Origin of the sequence: Streptomyces sp. NPDC050535 (assembly GCF_044457665.1) — a bacterium.
Classification (GTDB): Bacteria; Actinomycetota; Actinomycetes; order Streptomycetales; family Streptomycetaceae; genus Streptomyces.
Window position 1 is genome coordinate 186103 of the sequence record NZ_JBITHE010000007.1, and the last position, 15494, is coordinate 201596.

Below are 15494 nucleotides of genomic sequence, written 5' to 3' on the forward strand. Positions count from 1 at the left end.
CCGCCCGCCCTATGTTTTCGCGCGGCTTCCCGCACACCCGACGTAACCTGGCAATCATGAAACAGTGCACGCACGCCGACGCGCTGCCGCACCCCGAGCCCGAGCCCCAGAGCGAGACCTGCGTGGAGTGCGTGGCCGCCGGCACGCACCCGGTGCAGCTTCGGCTCTGTCTCTCGTGCGGGCACCTCGCCTGTTGTGACTCGTCTCCGCTACGGCACGCGACGGAGCACTTCAAGGACACGGGGCACGAGATCATGCGCACCTTCGAGCCCGGTGAGAGCTGGCGTTGGTGCTTCGTCGACCACGTACTCGTATGACCCGTCGACCGCCGCTTCGACGGCATACTGACAGGGGTCGTGGATCACATGCGCGTGTGACCCGCGATCCGGACGGTTCGACCGTCTGACGCCTGGGTACGTCAACCCGGCGCGTTCTCTTCCTAATTGGGGCCGCAGACCCCTAGCCACTGTCCGTACTCATATGCTTACTATGAGTGACAGCAAGGGGCGGGGTCCCCGGGACAGGAAACTTGGGAGCGCGGTAGCGTCACCGCTGAACCACCTAGCGCGTTACCCCGGGGGGCGACCCTCGGCCCCCCTGAAGAGCTTGTACCACCATGGAGGTGAGGGTGTCCCAGATCGCAGGCGAGCCCGCGACCAAGGACTTCGTGGAAGTCCGGCTGCCCGCCGCGGGCGCCTACCTGTCGGTGCTGCGTACGGCCACGGCCGGACTCGCGGCCCGTTTGGACTTCACCCTCGACGAGATCGAGGACCTGCGCATCGCGGTGGACGAGGCCTGCGCGATCCTGCTGCAACAGGCCGTCCCCGGTTCGGTGCTGAGCTGTGTCTTCCGGCTCATCGACGACTCACTGGAGGTCACGGTCTCGGCTCCGACTACGGACGGTCACGCCCCCGCGCGGGACACGTTCGCCTGGACCGTCCTCTCCGCCCTCGCGGGCAAGGTCGAGTCCACCGTCGCCGAGGACAAGACCGTGACGATCAGCCTCTACAAACAGCGCGGCGCGGGACCCGGGCCGGCGTGAGGAACGGGGACGGGCCGGTGCGGGACGAAGAGCGCGGCACACGGGAGCTTCCCGCCGGGTTCGTGGACGGGCCGCGGCACATCGCTGACGGCGTCGACGGCATCCCCGAGCAGGCCCGGCCGCACCCGGAGGACGGCGCGGCCTCCGCGGAGACCGCGCCGGTCGACGAGGACGAACGGGAGAAGCTCTCCGGCCAGGGCGACGGGCAACGGGATCCGGAGGCTGCCACACCGAGCTCGTCCGCAGAAGGACTGCTCGGAGCCTCCCCCGCTCGAGCAGAGCCGAGAGCTCGGGGAACGGTGACGGGCGGGACTATGAGCGAGCACGAGCGAGACGACAAACCGGGGGCGCAGAGCGTGCAGGGCGCGCAGCACGGGCCGAGCGCCCAGCACATCCGGCACGACCCCCAGGACCGCAGCGCGGCGCGGACGATGTTCATCGAACTGCGCAAGCTGAAGGACGGCAGTGCCGAGTACGCGGAGCTGCGCAACCAGCTGGTCCGCATGCACCTGCCGCTCGTCGAGCACCTCGCGCGCCGCTTCCGCAACCGCGGTGAACCGCTGGACGACCTCACGCAGGTCGCCACCATCGGCCTGATCAAGTCGGTGGACCGCTTCGACCCGGAGCGCGGCGTCGAGTTCTCGACCTACGCGACACCGACGGTGGTCGGTGAGATCAAGCGGCACTTCCGTGACAAGGGGTGGGCGGTGCGCGTCCCGCGCCGCCTCCAGGAGCTGCGCCTGGCGCTCACCACGGCCACGGCCGAGCTGTCGCAGCAGCACGGCCGGTCCCCCACGGTGCACGAGCTGGCCGAGAAGCTCGGCATCTCGGAGGAGGAGGTCCTGGAGGGCCTGGAGTCCGCCAACGCGTACTCCACGCTGTCCCTGGACGTTCCGGACACCGACGACGAGTCGCCGGCCGTCGCGGACACCCTGGGCTCCGAGGACGAGGCGCTGGAGGGGGTCGAGTACCGCGAGTCCCTCAAACCGCTCCTCGAGGACCTGCCGCCCCGCGAGAAGCGCATCCTGCTGCTGCGCTTCTTCGGCAACATGACCCAGTCGCAGATCGCCCAGGAAGTCGGCATCTCCCAGATGCACGTCTCCCGGCTGCTGGCCCGGACCCTGGCCCAGCTCCGCGAGAAGCTGCTCGTCGAGGAGTAGGACCGCGCTCCGGCGGGGTCCGCTACTTCTCCTGGACGCCGCCCGGGCCTTGGATTCCCAGCGCCCGGGTCGTCGCCGGATTCACCAGCAGCACCAGGGCCGTGACCGCGACGACCGCCAGGGCGATGCCTCCGGGGATCGCCAGGCTGTCGGCCTGGAGCAGGTTGTAGGCGACGGGCAGCGCCATGATCTGGGTGACCACCGCGGGGCCCCGGCTCCAGCCGCGGCGAAGCAGCAGCCCGCGCGCGGCGAGCAGCGGCAACAGGGCGAGCACGATCAGCGTCACACCCCCGGTGACGGCCTGCTGCCGGTCGTCCGGGTCGCCCGTGAGGCCCAGTACGAGCACGTAGACACCCCCCGCGGCCAGCACGAGCCCTTCCAGCGCGAGCAGCGCCGCCGCGGCGGTCAGCCGCCCGGGGCGGGGTTCTGCGGAGGGAGTGTCTGGAGTGGGATTCTGCTCACGGCTCACCTCTGAAGAGTAGCGTCCGGTCCCGGCCGGCCGACTGCCCCGGTGACCCCGCCGCGAAGGACTCCAGGACCCGCGTCGGCCCGTACGACCCGTCGCTCCACGTGGCCAGGCTCACGGCCAGGACTCTTACTTGATCCCTACTCGGCCCGAGTCGAGTACCGCCGAGTGGGTACTCTGCATCGCATGCGTGCACTTCTCGTGGTCAATCCGGCGGCAACCACCACAAGTGCGCGCACGCGCGATGTCCTGATCCACGCGTTGGCGAGCGAGATGAAGCTGGACGCCGTCACCACCGAGTACCGCGGGCACGCCAGAGACCTCGCCAGGCAGGCCGCGGACAGTGACGACATAGACCTGGTCGTCGCCCTCGGCGGCGACGGAACGGTCAACGAAGTGGTGAACGGCCTGCTGCACCGCGGCCCCGACCCGGCCGGCCTGCCCCGTCTCGCGGTGGTCCCCGGCGGCTCAACCAACGTCTTCGCCCGCGCCCTGGGACTGCCCAACGACGCGGTCGAGGCCACCGGCGCCCTGCTGGACGCGCTGCGCGAGGAGCGGGAGCGGACGATCGGCCTCGGCCTCGCGGCCGGCACCCCGGGCACCGAGGACGAGTCCGTACCCTCCCGCTGGTTCACCTTCTGCGCGGGCCTCGGCTTCGACGCGGGCGTGATCGGCCGGGTCGAGCAGCAGCGGGAGCGCGGCAAACGCTCCACGCACGCCCTGTATTTGCGCCAAGTACTACGGCAGTTTTTGGACGACCCGCACCGCAGACACGGAACGATCACCCTGGAGAGGCCCGGTCGGGACCCGGTCGCCGATCTGATCCTCTCCATAATCTGCAACACGTCCCCATGGACGTTTCTCGGCAATCGTCCGGTGTACGCCTCGCCTAAGGCCTCGTTCGATACCGGCCTCGACGTACTCGGCCTCAGCCGCATGTCGACCCCCTCGATTGCCCGGTATGCCACCCAGTTGCTCACTTCGTCCCCCGAACGCGGCCCCCATGGCAAGCACGCGGTGTCCCTGCACGATCTGACGGACTTCACCTTGCATTCGAAGGCTCCACTCCCCCTCCAGATGGACGGCGACCACCTCGGACTCCGCACGAGCGTGACGTTCACAGGCGTTCGCCGTGCACTGCGTGTGATTGTGTGAGTGGAAGACCCCAAAGTCCTTTCACTCGAACGTTTAGACCAGGGTCCACCCCATGGAAGTACGGCTGTGACCTAGTCGACACCGAGGAATCAAAAAAAACTTTCCAGAAGGGGTTGTATCCGCCGCTGAGGTTTGCGAGTCTCTACGTGGCGCTCGGGACGGCCCGCAACATCGGCCCCACGAAGAGCCAGAACCCCTCCTCAAAACTCAGGACCACGTCAGGTCATCTGACAGTCGGCCCTTCACTTGTTGAGGGATTCGTGAAAGCGTTCACATTCACAAGCAACGTGCATGTAATACCAAGGAGAGGTAGCAGCCATGGACTGGCGTCACAACGCCGTTTGCCGCGAGGAAGACCCCGAGCTCTTCTTCCCCATCGGCAACACCGGTCCTGCGCTGCTGCAGATCGAGGAAGCCAAGGCCGTCTGCCGCCGCTGCCCCGTCATGGAGCAGTGCCTGCAGTGGGCGCTCGAGTCCGGCCAGGACTCCGGCGTCTGGGGTGGCCTCAGCGAGGACGAGCGTCGCGCGATGAAGCGCCGCGCTGCCCGCAACCGAGCCCGTCAGGCCACCGCCTGACGCTCCACCCCGCAACGGGCCTGATGGTTGGCGGCGCGTACAGCGAGTACGCATCTCCCGCCCCCGAGCCGCAGCGCGCAGTACCCCCGATGCGCATAGCAGCGTAGAGCTCAACCAGTGGCCCCGGACCAGTAGTTGGTCCGGGGCCACTGTCATGCGCCGAAGCCGCTCGCTCCGACGGTTCACGCTCTTTGCGTTTGCGTGGATTGCGTGGAGGAATTGGTCGGTTGTGCTGTGGGGGCCGATTGCGGTGTGGCTGCCGCGACCGCTTGCACTGCTTCCGCCGCTCCTCATACTTTTGCGGGTTCCGCCAGTCCTGCGGGTCCCGCTACTTCCGCTGGTCCTGCTGCCGCCGCTACTCCTGACACTCCTGCCGCTTCCGCTACTCCTACGGCTTCCGCTACTCCTACGGCTTCCGCTACTCCTACGGCTTCCGCTACTTCTGCGCCCGGACCGGGATGTCCAGGATCACCTGAGTCCCGCGCTCCGGTGCCGCCACCATGTCGAACGTGCCGCCCAACTCGCCCTCCACCAGAGTCCGTACGATCTGGAGGCCCAGATTCCCCGAGCGGTGCGGGTCGAAGCCCTCAGGGAGACCGACCCCGTCGTCCTGGACGGTGACCAGGAGCCGGGCGTCCTTGCTGGTGCCGCCGCGGACCGCCGAGACCTCGACCGTGCCGCGGTCGCCCTCGCGGAAGCCGTGCTCCAGGGCGTTCTGCAGAATCTCGGTGAGGACCATGGAGAGCGGGGTCGCGACCTCGGCGTCCAGAATCCCGAAGCGGCCGGTGCGCCGGCCGGTGACCTTGCCGGGCGAGATCTCCGCGACCATGGCGAGCACCCGGTCGGCGATCTCGTCGAACTCCACCCGCTCGTCCAGGTTCTGGGACAGCGTCTCGTGCACGATCGCGATCGATCCCACCCGGCGCACGGCCTCCTCCAGAGCCTCCCGGCCCCGGTCGGACTCGATCCGCCTGGCCTGGAGCCGCAGAAGTGCCGCCACCGTCTGGAGGTTGTTCTTCACCCGGTGATGGATCTCCCGGATGGTCGCGTCCTTGGTGATCAACTCGCGCTCGCGGCGCCGCAGTTCGGTGACATCACGCAGCAGTACCAGGGAACCGACCCGAGTTCCCTTGGGTTTCAGCGGGATCGCGCGGAGCTGGATCACACCTTCCCCGCTCTCGATCTCGAACTCGCGGGGCGCCCAGCCGCTGGCGACCTTGGCCAGCGCCTCGTCCACCGGCCCCCGGGACGGGGCGAGTTCGGCCGTGGTCGAGCCGAGGTTGTGCCCTACCAGGTCGGCGGCCAGGCCGAGGCGGTGATACGCCGACAGCGCGTTCGGTGACGCGTACTGGACGATTCCGTCCGCGTCGAGGCGGATCAGTCCGTCGCCGACACGGGGCGAGGCGTCCATGTCGACCTGGTGGTCGGTGAACGGGAAGGAACCCGCCGCGATCATCTGGGCGAGATCGGAGGCACTCTGGAGGTACGTCAGCTCCAGCCGGCTCGGGGTGCGCACGGTGAGGAGGTTGGTGTTGCGGGCGATGACGCCGAGGACCCGCCCCTCACGCCGTACGGGAATGGACTCCACCCGGACGGGGACCTCCTCCCGCCACTCCGGATCGCCTTCGCGCACGATCCTGCCCTCGTCCAGCGCGACGTCCAGCAGGGGGCGGCGGCCGCGCGGGACGAGGTGGCCGACCATGTCGTCCTGGTAGGAGGTGGGGCCGGTGTTGGGCCGCATCTGAGCCACGGAGACATAGCGGGTGCCGTCGCGGGTGGGGACCCACAGGACGAGGTCGGCGAAGGAGAGGTCGGAGAGCAACTGCCACTCCGAGACCAGCAGATGCAGCCACTCGAGGTCGGTGTCACCGAGGGCGGTGTGCTGGCGGACGAGGTCGTTCATGGAGGGCACATGTGCGAGCGTACCCGGCGTATACGACAGGGCCCGAAATCAGCCGTCCGCGGGGGCCGCCCAAGGGGCCCGGAGACACCCGCGGGCCGCGGCGCCTGAGAGGGACCCTCAGCCCTCCCGGCACCGCAGCCCGGAGCAACAACGGCCACGGGGTGTGCGGTCCCGATCGGCCGAAGAGAGGAGCCGGAGCAGTCAGGGCAGAGAGCTCCGGTTCCTCGGTCCGCCTTCCTGTGCGGGGAAGGCGGAGGCTTGTTCAGTTGAGGCTCTTGAAGTCCTACCAAGCATTGTGGACTAGACCATGCGCCCGCGTCCATGGTGCCCGCGTCCGCGTGTGGACGGATGTTCGCCGCTGTCTCTTTGTCCGACATCCGCTTGTCCAACAACCGCCAGCATCCACCACGCAGATTAGCCCGCCGCGGTTCACGATGGGGGCCAGATCGCCATCGCGAGCTCGGCGAGGGCCGTCAGCTCCTTCTTGGTGGCACCGTCACGGGCCTGCTGGGACATCCCCTGGATCAGCGCCCCGGTGTACCGGGCGAGCGCCGCCGCGTCGGTGTCCGGGGGCAGCTCACCTGCGGCGATCCCCGCCCTTATACGACTCTCGAAGGCGGCGATGTTGGCGTTGCGCCGCGTGCGCAGGGACTCCTCGACCTCCGGCGACGTGCAGTTCGTGGCCGCGTGGATGACCAGACAGCCGTGCGGGTGGTCCGGATCCGTGTACTCGGCCGCCGCCTCGCGCAGCATCCGCCGCACGGCGGCCCGGGCCGTGGGTTCCTCGGCGAGGGCGCGCTCACCGAACGAGCCGTACTTCGTGCCGTATGCCCGGACCACCTCGTCGAAGAGCGAGCGCTTGTCCCCGAACGCGGCGTACAGGCTCGGGGCGCCGATGCCCATGACACGGGTCAGGTCGGAGACGGAGGTCCCCTCGTACCCGTGCTCCCAGAAGGCCAGGATCGCCTTCTCCAGCGCGGTCTCGCGGTCGAAGGAACGGGGACGGCCGCGCTGCTTGGCCACCGCCTTGACCTCGGACCCGCCGCCCGCCCGGCCGTCCGTCCCACCGCCGACCCCGCCGCCGACCCCGCCGCCGACCTCGGTGTCGATCCCGCCGTCCGATCCGCCGTGCGATCCGTCGTCCGGCCCGGCCCGCCGCCCGCTCGCCTGCCTGCTCACCATGGGGTGGATTTTATAACGAGTGCTAGAGAAATGTCGGCGGCCTGTTGTACGGTTTTTTCTGTAGCGACCACTAGAGAAATGCGAAGGGGGCGTCGACATGGGTGTGCTCACGGGCAGGACGGCACTCGTCACGGGCGGCAGCAAGGGGATCGGGCGGAGCATCGCCGAACGGCTGGCGAGGGACGGCGCGCGGGTGGCCGTGCACTACGGCAGCGATGAGGCGGCCGCGAAGCAGACGGTCGCCGCGATCGAGGCGGCGGGCGGATCGGCGTTCGCGATCGGAGTGGAGCTCGGCCTGCCGGGCGACGCGGAGGCCCTCTGGGAGGCTTTCGACCGGCACGCGAGCGGGCTGGACATCCTGGTGAACAACGCTGGGATCGGTACGTCGCGAGCGCTCGGCGAGATCGACGAGCAGGAGTACGACAGGGTCTTCGCGGTGAACGTGAAGGCGCCGCACTTCATCGTCCGAAACGGCCTCGTCCGGCTGCGGGACGGCGGGCGGGTCATCAACATCTCCTCGGGCCTCGCGCGGACCGCGGTGATGCCGGACAAGATGGCGTACGCGATGACGAAGGGCGCCCTGGACGTCTTCACCCGCGACCTGTCCAAGGTCCTCGGCCCCCGGGGCATCACCGTGAACTCGGTGGCGCCCGGCATCATCGACACCGAGAGCAACGCCGGGTTCCTGCGCGCGAGCGACGAGGCCTGGGCCCGGGCGGCGGCGATATCCGCGCTGGGCAGGGTGGGGACCCCGGCAGAGGTGGCGGATGTGGTGGCGTTCCTCGCCTCGGACGCGGGGCGATGGGTGACGGGCAGCTGGGTGGACGCGACGGGGGGTTCGCTGACGTAGGTCCGGCCCTTCGGCCCTGGGGGGCTCCCGCCTGGACGGCCGTGCGGAGTGCGGCGACGACTTGGCGAGACGTGGGGTGCGGGCACGGCCTGGACAGCCGTGCGGGGTGCGGGAACGGCGAGGGTTGGACACGATGAGTTGGCGAGGCTCTGCTAGATTGGTCTATACCACATGTGTCCTTCTTTGGATTCCAGTCGAGTCCCCTCTCAGATCGGCAGGCCCAGCGTGGAAGTTGTCATCGTCCCGGACGCCAAGGCGGGCGGCGAGCTGATCGCCGAGGCCATGGCGGAGCTACTCCGACGCAAGCCCGACGCCCTGCTCGGTGTGGCCACCGGCTCGACTCCGCTGCCCATCTACGAAGCGCTGGCGGCGAAGGTGGGCGCCGGTGCCGTGGACGCCTCGCGGGCGCGCATCGCACAGCTCGACGAGTATGTGGGGCTGCCCGCCGAGCATCCCGAGTCCTACCGCTCGGTGCTGCGCCGGGAGGTGCTCGAGCCGCTCGGGCTGGGCCTGGAGGCGTTCCTGGGACCGGACGGTACGGCGGAGGACATACGGGCCGCGTGCGAGGCCTACGACACCGCGCTGGCCTCGGCCGGCGGAGTCGATCTCCAGCTGCTCGGTATCGGGACGGACGGGCACATCGGGTTCAACGAGCCGTGCTCCTCACTCGCCTCCCGGACCCGCATCAAGACACTGACCGAGCAGACCCGCGTCGACAACGCGCGGTTCTTCGAGGGTGACATCGAGCAGGTGCCGCAGCACGTCATCACGCAGGGCATCGGCACGATCCTCGAGGCCCGGCACCTGGTGCTGCTCGCGACGGGCGAGGGCAAGGCGGACGCCGTCGCCGCGACCGTGGAGGGACCGGTCGCCGCGGTCTGCCCGGCCTCGGCCCTTCAGCTCCACCGGCACGCCACCGTGGTCGTGGACGAGGCCGCGGCGTCCAAGCTGAAGCTCGCGGACTACTTCCGGCACACCTTCGCGAACAAGCCCGACTGGCAGGGCATCTAGGGATCCCACCGCATCCGCCGCATCCACCGCATCCGCGCGGACACGGACGTAGACGTACGGAGCGGACACGGACACGGAGGTACGAAGGTGCCGGGGCGCCCCCCGTGGGCGCCCCGGCACCTTCTGTCCAGGGATCGACGGGCCTACGGAACCACAGGCCCGCGGAACGACGAACCCACCGGCTACTCCCTCGCGATGACCTCCGCCGCCGCACGGCCGCACACGCTCGCGGCGCCGTGGGTGGCGATGTGCGGGGCACCCCTCGGCGGAGCCTGAGGTACGCCCATCTCGACCACGATCGTGTCGGGGCGGGCGGCGAGGAGGGTGTCGAGGGCCGTCGCCATCCAGGGGTGGCGGTGTTCGTCGCGGACGACGGCGACGATGCGGCGGGGGCCCGCGACGGAGAGCGCCACGACGGCGGCGTCCTCGCCGGCGAAGCTGCCGGTCTCCGTGCCGGGGAGCAGGCGGTTGAGTTCAGCCGCCACGCCCCAGGGGGTTTCGTCGCCGACGGCGATGTTGGCGACGGGGGTGAGCAGGGCGACGTACGGCGCTTCGGTGACCGGGACGTGCGACTCGGCGCGCGTCACCGTGACCGCCCGGCGCGCGGCGACCAGTCCGACCTCGGCGTGTCCGTCCGGGACACCGGCGGGACCCGACGCGGCCGCCGCGGCGGAACCGGTCCACCGGGCAAGGGCGCGCACCCGCGCCGCCGCGTCCGCGAGGCGTTCCTCGGGGAGTTCGCCGGTGCGTACCGCCGAGACCAGGGCGTCGCGCAGGAGACGTACGGTGTCGTCGTCCGCCAGGCCCCCGCCCACGCAGATCGCGTCGGCGCCGGCGGCGATGGCGAGGACGCTGCCGCGTTCGATGCCGTAGGCCGCGGCGATGGCCCGCATCTCCATGCCGTCGGTGACGATGAGGCCGTCGTAGCCGAGTTCCTCGCGGAGCAGGCCCGTGAGGATGCGGCGGGAGAGGGTGGCCGGGTGGTCGGGGTCCAGGGCCGGGACCAGGATGTGCGCGCTCATCACCGCGCGCGTCCCGGCGGCGATCGCGGCCCGGAACGGGGCGAGTTCGCGGGCGTCGAGCACCGGCCGTGCCGCGTCGATGCGCGGCAGCGCGTGGTGCGAGTCGACCGCCGTGTCGCCGTGCCCGGGGAAGTGCTTGGTGCAGGCGGCGACGCCCGCCGCCTGGAGTCCGGTGACGTAGGCGGCCGTGTGCCGGGCCACCAGGTCGGTGTCGGCGCCGAAGGACCGTACGCCGATCACGGGGTTGTCGGGGTTGGAGTTCACGTCCGCCGACGGTGCCCAGTTGAGGTTCACCCCGCACACGGCCAGGCGGCGGCCGAGTTCGAAGGCGACGTCGCGTGTCAGCGAGACGTCGTCGACCGCGCCCAGGGCGTGGTTGCCGGGGAAGGAGGAGCCGGTGCGGACCTCCAGGCGGGTGACATCCCCGCCCTCCTCGTCGATGGCCACCAGCACGTCGTCACGTTCGGCGCGCAACTGGGCGGTCAGGGCGGCGAGTTGGTCGGGCGAGGCGATGTTGCGGCCGAACAGGCCGACCGAGGCCAGGCCCTCCCCCAGCCGCCGCAGCAGCCAGTCGGGGGCGGTGGTTCCGGTGAAGCCGGGCTGGAGGACGGTCAGCGCGTCGCGCGTGAGCGTGTCCGTACCACTGGCGATTGTCGTCATCGGGTGGCGTTATCCCTTCACAGCGCCTGAGGTGAGGCCGCTGACGGCCTTGCGCTGAAGGAAGACGAAGAGGATCAGGATCGGTACCGCGAAGAGCGAGGACGCTGCCATGGTGGCCCCCCAGTCGTCCCCGAAGACCGTCCGGAAGCTGTTCAGCCACAGCGGGAGGGTCTGGGCCTCGATGTCCTTGTTCAGGATGAGGACCATGGGGAACTCGTTCCAGGCGGTGATGAACCCGAAGAGCGAGGTGGCCATCAGGCCGGGCGCGAGCAGCGGGAAGATCACCTTGATGAAGGCCTGGGTGCGGGTGCAGCCGTCGACCATGGCCGACTCCTCCAACTCCTTCGGCACGGCGGCGACGTAGCCGCGCAGCGTCAGGATGGTGAAGGGCAGCACCATGATCATGTAGAAGAGGGTCAGCGGGACCAGACTGTTCAGCAGGTCCGCGTCGCGCACGATCATGTAGGCCGCGATGACCATGACCTCCCAGGGGGCCATCTGCGCGATCATGAACGTGAGAACGAAACCGCGCCGTCCCCGGAACCGCATCCGCGCCAGGGCGAAGGACGCGAACAGCGCGATGACGAGGGACAGCAGCACCGAAAGCACCGTGACGGTCAGGGAGTTGCCGACCAGCGTCCAGAAGTGGTCGGCGTCCATCGCCGTCCTGAAGTGCTCCAGGGTCACGTCGGTCGGGAAGAAGACCGGCGTCTCGGAGATGATGTCGCCGGTCGGCTTGAAGGCCGTCGCGAACATCCAGTAGACGGGGAACGCGCAGATCACGAAGAGGACGATCGCCGTCGCGTTGGGCCACAGGCGGCCGATCAGGGAGCGCTTCACAGCTCGTCCTCCTCCTGCTTGATGACGGTCCGGAGGTAGTACGCGGTCAGGCCCAGCAGGATCAGGATGGTGAGGAACGAGATCGCCGCGCCCATGCCGAAGTGCTGGTTGCCGACGCCCTCGACGAAGGCGTAGACCGGCAGGGTCTCGGTGAGGCGGTCCGGGCCGCCCTGGTTCATCGCGAAGAGCTGCGTGAACGACTTGAAGACCCAGATGATCTCAAGGAAGGTCGTGGCCCACAGGAACGGCCGCAGGAACGGGAAGGTCACCGAGGTGAAGGACTTCCAGGCGCCGGCGCCGTCCAGCGAGGCTGCCTCGTACAGCTCCTTGGAGATCGTGGTCGTCGCGGCGTAGAGGTTGATCGCCACGAACGGGACGGACTGCCAGACGATCAGCAGCGTGACCACGGAGAAGGTGGAGAACTGGCTGCCGAGCCAGTTGTAGTCGGCCATGGAGTGCCAGCCGAGCTTGTCCAGGATCCAGTTGACGACGCCGAAGCGCTGGGCGAACAGCCACTGGTAGACGGTGGTCGCCGCGATCATCGGCATCGCCCAGGCCAGCACCAGGCCGAGCAGCAGCGTCAGCCGCATGCGCCTGCCGAGCCGGGCAAGGAGCAGGCCGACGAGGGTGCCGAGCACCATGATGAGAACGACGTTCGCGGCGGTGAAGACGATCGTCCGCACGACGACGTTCCAGAAGTCCGAGCCGGACAGGACCTCTTGGTAGTTGTCGATCCCGTTCCACTCGGTGAGGTGGAGGATCAGCTGCCGTGGGTTGAGGTTCTGGAACGACAGCATGCCGTTCTTCACCAATGGCCAGCCGAGGAGCACCGCGGTGGCCGCCAACGCGGGCAGCAGAAGCAGATAGGGGGCGGACGCGCCGCCTCGCTTCCGCGTCGGGTTCCGTTCCTCGCCCGGAGGGGGTGCGCCGGTCTTGCCGGTCCCGGCCGCCGGGACCGCGTCCGCGCGTTCGGTCTGCACTGACATGCTCGCCATCTCTCTGTGGCCCTACTGGTCATGCACCACGGCGCCGGGGCGCCCCGACTGCGGGACGCCCCGGTGCGCGGGCGATCAGCTCGTCTGCGAGAGACGCTTGTTGATCTCGTCCTCGACCTGCTTGGCCGCCTCGGCGGGCGACTTACCGTTCAGCACGGCGGTCATGTAGGTCTTGATCGGGTTCGGAGCGTTCTCCACCGCGGCCCACTCGGGGATCAGCGGCGTGGTGCCGCCGAAGGCCGCGGCCGGTGCGGCGGCCACCGCGGCGGGGTTGGCCGTGAGGTTGGACTGCAGCGACTCCTTGTTCGGGATGACGCCGTTCTCCTTGGCGAGCGCGCCCTCGAACTTGTCGGACAGCGCCAGCTTCAGGAACTCCTGGGCGAGCTCCTGCTTCTTGCTGCCCGCGGCCACCGCGAAGTTGGAGCCGCCGAGGAAGACGCCCTCGGGCTTCTCGGCCGTCTCACCGGGGATGGTGAAGTAGCCGATGTTCTTCTCGATGTCCTTGTTGGCGGCGATGGCCGTACCGGCCTCCCAGCCCATGCCGATGAAGGCGCCGACGTCGCCCTTGGCGAACACCTCGGCCTGCTGGGGGGTCGCCTCGTCCTTGTCCTTGGGGGCCTTGGAGAAGGCCTGGTACTTCTTGTAGATCTCGATGGCCGCGGTGACCTTGGGGTCCGCGAGGTTGGAGACGTACTTGTCGCCTTCCTTCTTCACCAGGTCGGCACCCTGGCCGATGGTGAGGCCGTCGAAGAAGTACCAGTTCTGGCCGGGCAGGTAGATCGGCTCGGCCTTGGTCTTCTTCTCGATGGCCTCGAGGTCCTTGAAGAACTCGTCGCGGGTCTTGGGGGTCTCCGTGATGCCGGCGTCGGCCCAGACCTTCTTGTTGTAGATGACGACGCGGTTGGCGAAGTACCACGGGGCCGCGTACTGCTTGCCGTCGAAGACGGAGGACGCGTTGAGGGCCTCGGTCCAGTCGGCGCCGATCTCCGACTTGAGGCCGGACAGGTCGGCGAGACCGCCGGTGGCCGCGTAGGCGGGGGTCTGCGTGTTGCCGACCTCGAGGACGTCCGGCGGGTTCTCCTCGGAGAGCGCTGTGGTGATCTTCTGCTGGATGCCGTTCCACTGCTGCGTCTCGAACTTCAGCGTGGCGCCGGTCTGCTTCTCGAAGGCCGCGGTGAGGTCCTTGGTCCAGCCGGGAGGCGTCGAGCCGTCCATGGCCCAGACGGTCAGGGTCTCGCCCTTGAAGCCATCGGCGGCGGTCTTGCCGCCGCTGTCCTTGTCGTCGCCCCCGCACGCCGCGACCGAGACCATCATGCCCGCGATACCGATCGCGGCTATCAGCTTGCGCTTCACGCCATCCTCCTCAGGGATGCCACAATCCCCCCTGCCCACCGCGTGACATACGCCGAGTACTGCCCGTGGGACTGGGACCTGGACCAATGGTGTAGACCAGTACGGGGAGCTTGGCCTAGACCTAGAGGGGTGTCAAGGGTGTGTAAGCCCGCCCAGACGGACGTTATGGGACCGACATATGCAAGGACCTTTAAGTAGGTAAGCGGCATAACAGGCAGCCCTGTTCACGCACGTGGGCGGCCACTTACGCGCGCGGTGGACTAGACCAACCAGGAACGCCGACGGTATATAGAGGGGATCACGGAGCGTGCGGGGGGACACTCGCACGGCAAGCCGTGCCACGATGTGAGCCGTGACCGATCGGACAGGTCGGCCGCTTCGGCACCGGAGCCGGGAAGGCAGAACATGAGCACCGACGTCAGCAGTGCGGAGAACGAGGGTGGGGCCCCCATCCGTACCGCGCGCGTGCCCAAGTACTACCGCCTGAAGAAACACCTGCTCGACATGACGGAGACGCTCCCGCCGGGCACCCCGGTGCCCCCCGAGCGCACTCTGGCCGCCGAGTTCGACACCTCCCGCACGACCGTGCGCCAGGCCCTCCAGGAGCTGGTCGTCGAGGGCCGCCTCGAGCGCATCCAGGGCAAGGGCACGTTCGTCGCGAAGCCGAAGGTTTCCCAGGCCCTCCAACTCACCTCGTACACCGAGGACATGCGCGCGCAGGGCCTCGAACCCACCTCGCAGCTCCTGGACATCGGCTACATCACCGCGGACGAGACCCTCGCCGGCCTGCTGGACATCTCGGCGGGCGGCCGGATCCTGCGCATCGAGCGCCTGCGTCTGGCGAGCGGCGAACCGATGGCGATCGAGACGACCCACCTGTCCGCGAAGCGGTTCCCCGCCCTGCGCAGGTCGCTCGTCAAGTACACCTCGCTCTACACCGCGCTCGCCGAGGTGTACGACGTCCACCTCGCCGAGGCCGAGGAGACCATCGAGACCTCGCTGGCCACCCCGCGCGAGGCCGGCCTGCTCGGCACCGACGTCGGCCTCCCCATGCTGATGCTCTCCCGCCACTCGATCGACAGGCAGGGCGAACCGGTGGAGTGGGTGCGGTCGGTGTACCGCGGGGACCGCTACAAGTTCGTGGCGCGCCTGAAGCGGCCGCAGGAGTAGCGGCCTCCGGGAGCGGTCACCACCCCAAGTCGGTCGGTATCAACCTCCCCCAGGAATAAACCACTTGGGGTGGTGCAAGAGGTGTAGCGCCACTCCTCTCCGCTGCTCT

15 protein-coding genes are annotated in these 15494 nt (G+C 69.1%); 8 read left to right on the forward strand and 7 right to left on the reverse strand.

The window, feature by feature from the left end; translation table 11 throughout:
• Nucleotides 1-56: 56 nt before the first annotated feature.
• The 3 genes from ACIBLC_RS18325 (at nt 57) to ACIBLC_RS18335 (ending at nt 2202) form a co-directional block, all read left to right on the forward strand.
• Nucleotides 57-317 (forward strand): UBP-type zinc finger domain-containing protein, encoded by a 261-nt coding sequence (locus tag ACIBLC_RS18325; RefSeq protein ID WP_399211995.1) that lies wholly within the window; start codon nt 57-59, stop codon nt 315-317.
• Nucleotides 318-628: 311 nt separating this feature from the next.
• Complete coding sequence (locus ACIBLC_RS18330) at nt 629-1042, forward strand: anti-sigma regulatory factor (protein ID WP_266454474.1); 414 nt, start codon at nt 629-631, stop codon at nt 1040-1042.
• The gene (locus tag ACIBLC_RS18335; protein ID WP_399211996.1) at nt 1039-2202 is read left to right on the forward strand and encodes an RNA polymerase sigma factor SigF; all 1164 of its coding nucleotides are present in this window, start codon (nt 1039-1041) and stop codon (nt 2200-2202) included. The genes ACIBLC_RS18330 and ACIBLC_RS18335 overlap by 4 nt, the downstream gene beginning before the upstream one ends.
• Nucleotides 2203-2224: 22 nt before the next feature.
• Here the strand turns inward: ACIBLC_RS18335 and ACIBLC_RS18340 are convergent, their stop codons facing one another.
• Nucleotides 2225-2671, reverse strand: coding sequence for a hypothetical protein (locus ACIBLC_RS18340; protein WP_399211997.1), 447 nt, complete (start codon nt 2669-2671; stop codon nt 2225-2227).
• A gap of 183 nt (nt 2672-2854) precedes the next feature.
• Here ACIBLC_RS18340 and ACIBLC_RS18345 point away from each other — a divergent pair, with 183 nt between their 5' ends.
• Nucleotides 2855-3823 carry a diacylglycerol/lipid kinase family protein gene (locus tag ACIBLC_RS18345; protein WP_399211998.1) on the forward strand — a complete coding sequence of 323 codons (969 nt, stop codon included), beginning with the start codon at nt 2855-2857 and terminating at the stop codon, nt 3821-3823.
• A 318-nt stretch (nt 3824-4141) separates the two neighbouring features.
• Nucleotides 4142-4399 carry a WhiB family transcriptional regulator gene (locus ACIBLC_RS18350; protein ID WP_006380970.1) on the forward strand — a complete coding sequence of 86 codons (258 nt, stop codon included), beginning with the start codon at nt 4142-4144 and terminating at the stop codon, nt 4397-4399.
• Nucleotides 4400-4835: 436 nt separating this feature from the next.
• Here ACIBLC_RS18350 and ACIBLC_RS18355 read toward each other — a convergent pair whose 3' ends face one another.
• The gene (locus ACIBLC_RS18355; protein WP_399211999.1) at nt 4836-6311 is read right to left on the reverse strand and encodes a sensor histidine kinase; all 1476 of its coding nucleotides are present in this window, start codon (nt 6309-6311) and stop codon (nt 4836-4838) included.
• A gap of 420 nt (nt 6312-6731) precedes the next feature.
• Complete coding sequence (locus ACIBLC_RS18360) at nt 6732-7484, reverse strand: TetR/AcrR family transcriptional regulator (protein ID WP_399212000.1); 753 nt, start codon at nt 7482-7484, stop codon at nt 6732-6734.
• Nucleotides 7485-7581: 97 nt separating this feature from the next.
• On the opposite strand from ACIBLC_RS18360, the gene ACIBLC_RS18365 reads away from it, so the two are divergent.
• Both ACIBLC_RS18365 and nagB read left to right on the forward strand, forming a co-directional pair.
• Nucleotides 7582-8334, forward strand: coding sequence for an SDR family oxidoreductase (locus ACIBLC_RS18365; RefSeq protein WP_399212001.1), 753 nt, complete (start codon nt 7582-7584; stop codon nt 8332-8334).
• A 225-nt stretch (nt 8335-8559) separates the two neighbouring features.
• Nucleotides 8560-9345, forward strand: a complete 786-nt coding sequence (nagB, locus tag ACIBLC_RS18370) for a glucosamine-6-phosphate deaminase (RefSeq protein WP_399212002.1) — start codon at nt 8560-8562, stop codon at nt 9343-9345.
• Nucleotides 9346-9527: 182 nt separating this feature from the next.
• Here nagB and ACIBLC_RS18375 read toward each other — a convergent pair whose 3' ends face one another.
• The 4 genes from ACIBLC_RS18375 to ACIBLC_RS18390 all read right to left on the reverse strand — a co-directional run bounded on the left by ACIBLC_RS18375 (nt 9528) and on the right by ACIBLC_RS18390 (nt 14215).
• On the reverse strand, nt 9528-11027 hold the full coding sequence (locus ACIBLC_RS18375) for a glycoside hydrolase family 3 protein (protein ID WP_399212003.1): 1500 nt from the start codon (nt 11025-11027) through the stop codon (nt 9528-9530).
• A gap of 9 nt (nt 11028-11036) precedes the next feature.
• Complete coding sequence (locus tag ACIBLC_RS18380) at nt 11037-11867, reverse strand: carbohydrate ABC transporter permease (protein ID WP_399212004.1); 831 nt, start codon at nt 11865-11867, stop codon at nt 11037-11039.
• On the reverse strand, nt 11864-12853 hold the full coding sequence (locus ACIBLC_RS18385) for a carbohydrate ABC transporter permease (RefSeq protein WP_399212005.1): 990 nt from the start codon (nt 12851-12853) through the stop codon (nt 11864-11866). The genes ACIBLC_RS18380 and ACIBLC_RS18385 overlap by 4 nt, the downstream gene beginning before the upstream one ends.
• Before the next feature lie 84 nt (nt 12854-12937).
• Nucleotides 12938-14215, reverse strand: coding sequence for an extracellular solute-binding protein (locus ACIBLC_RS18390; protein ID WP_399212006.1), 1278 nt, complete (start codon nt 14213-14215; stop codon nt 12938-12940).
• Nucleotides 14216-14620: 405 nt separating this feature from the next.
• Here ACIBLC_RS18390 and ACIBLC_RS18395 point away from each other — a divergent pair, with 405 nt between their 5' ends.
• On the forward strand, nt 14621-15385 hold the full coding sequence (locus ACIBLC_RS18395) for a GntR family transcriptional regulator (RefSeq protein WP_326720757.1): 765 nt from the start codon (nt 14621-14623) through the stop codon (nt 15383-15385).
• The last annotated feature ends 109 nt before the right edge of the window (nt 15386-15494 follow it).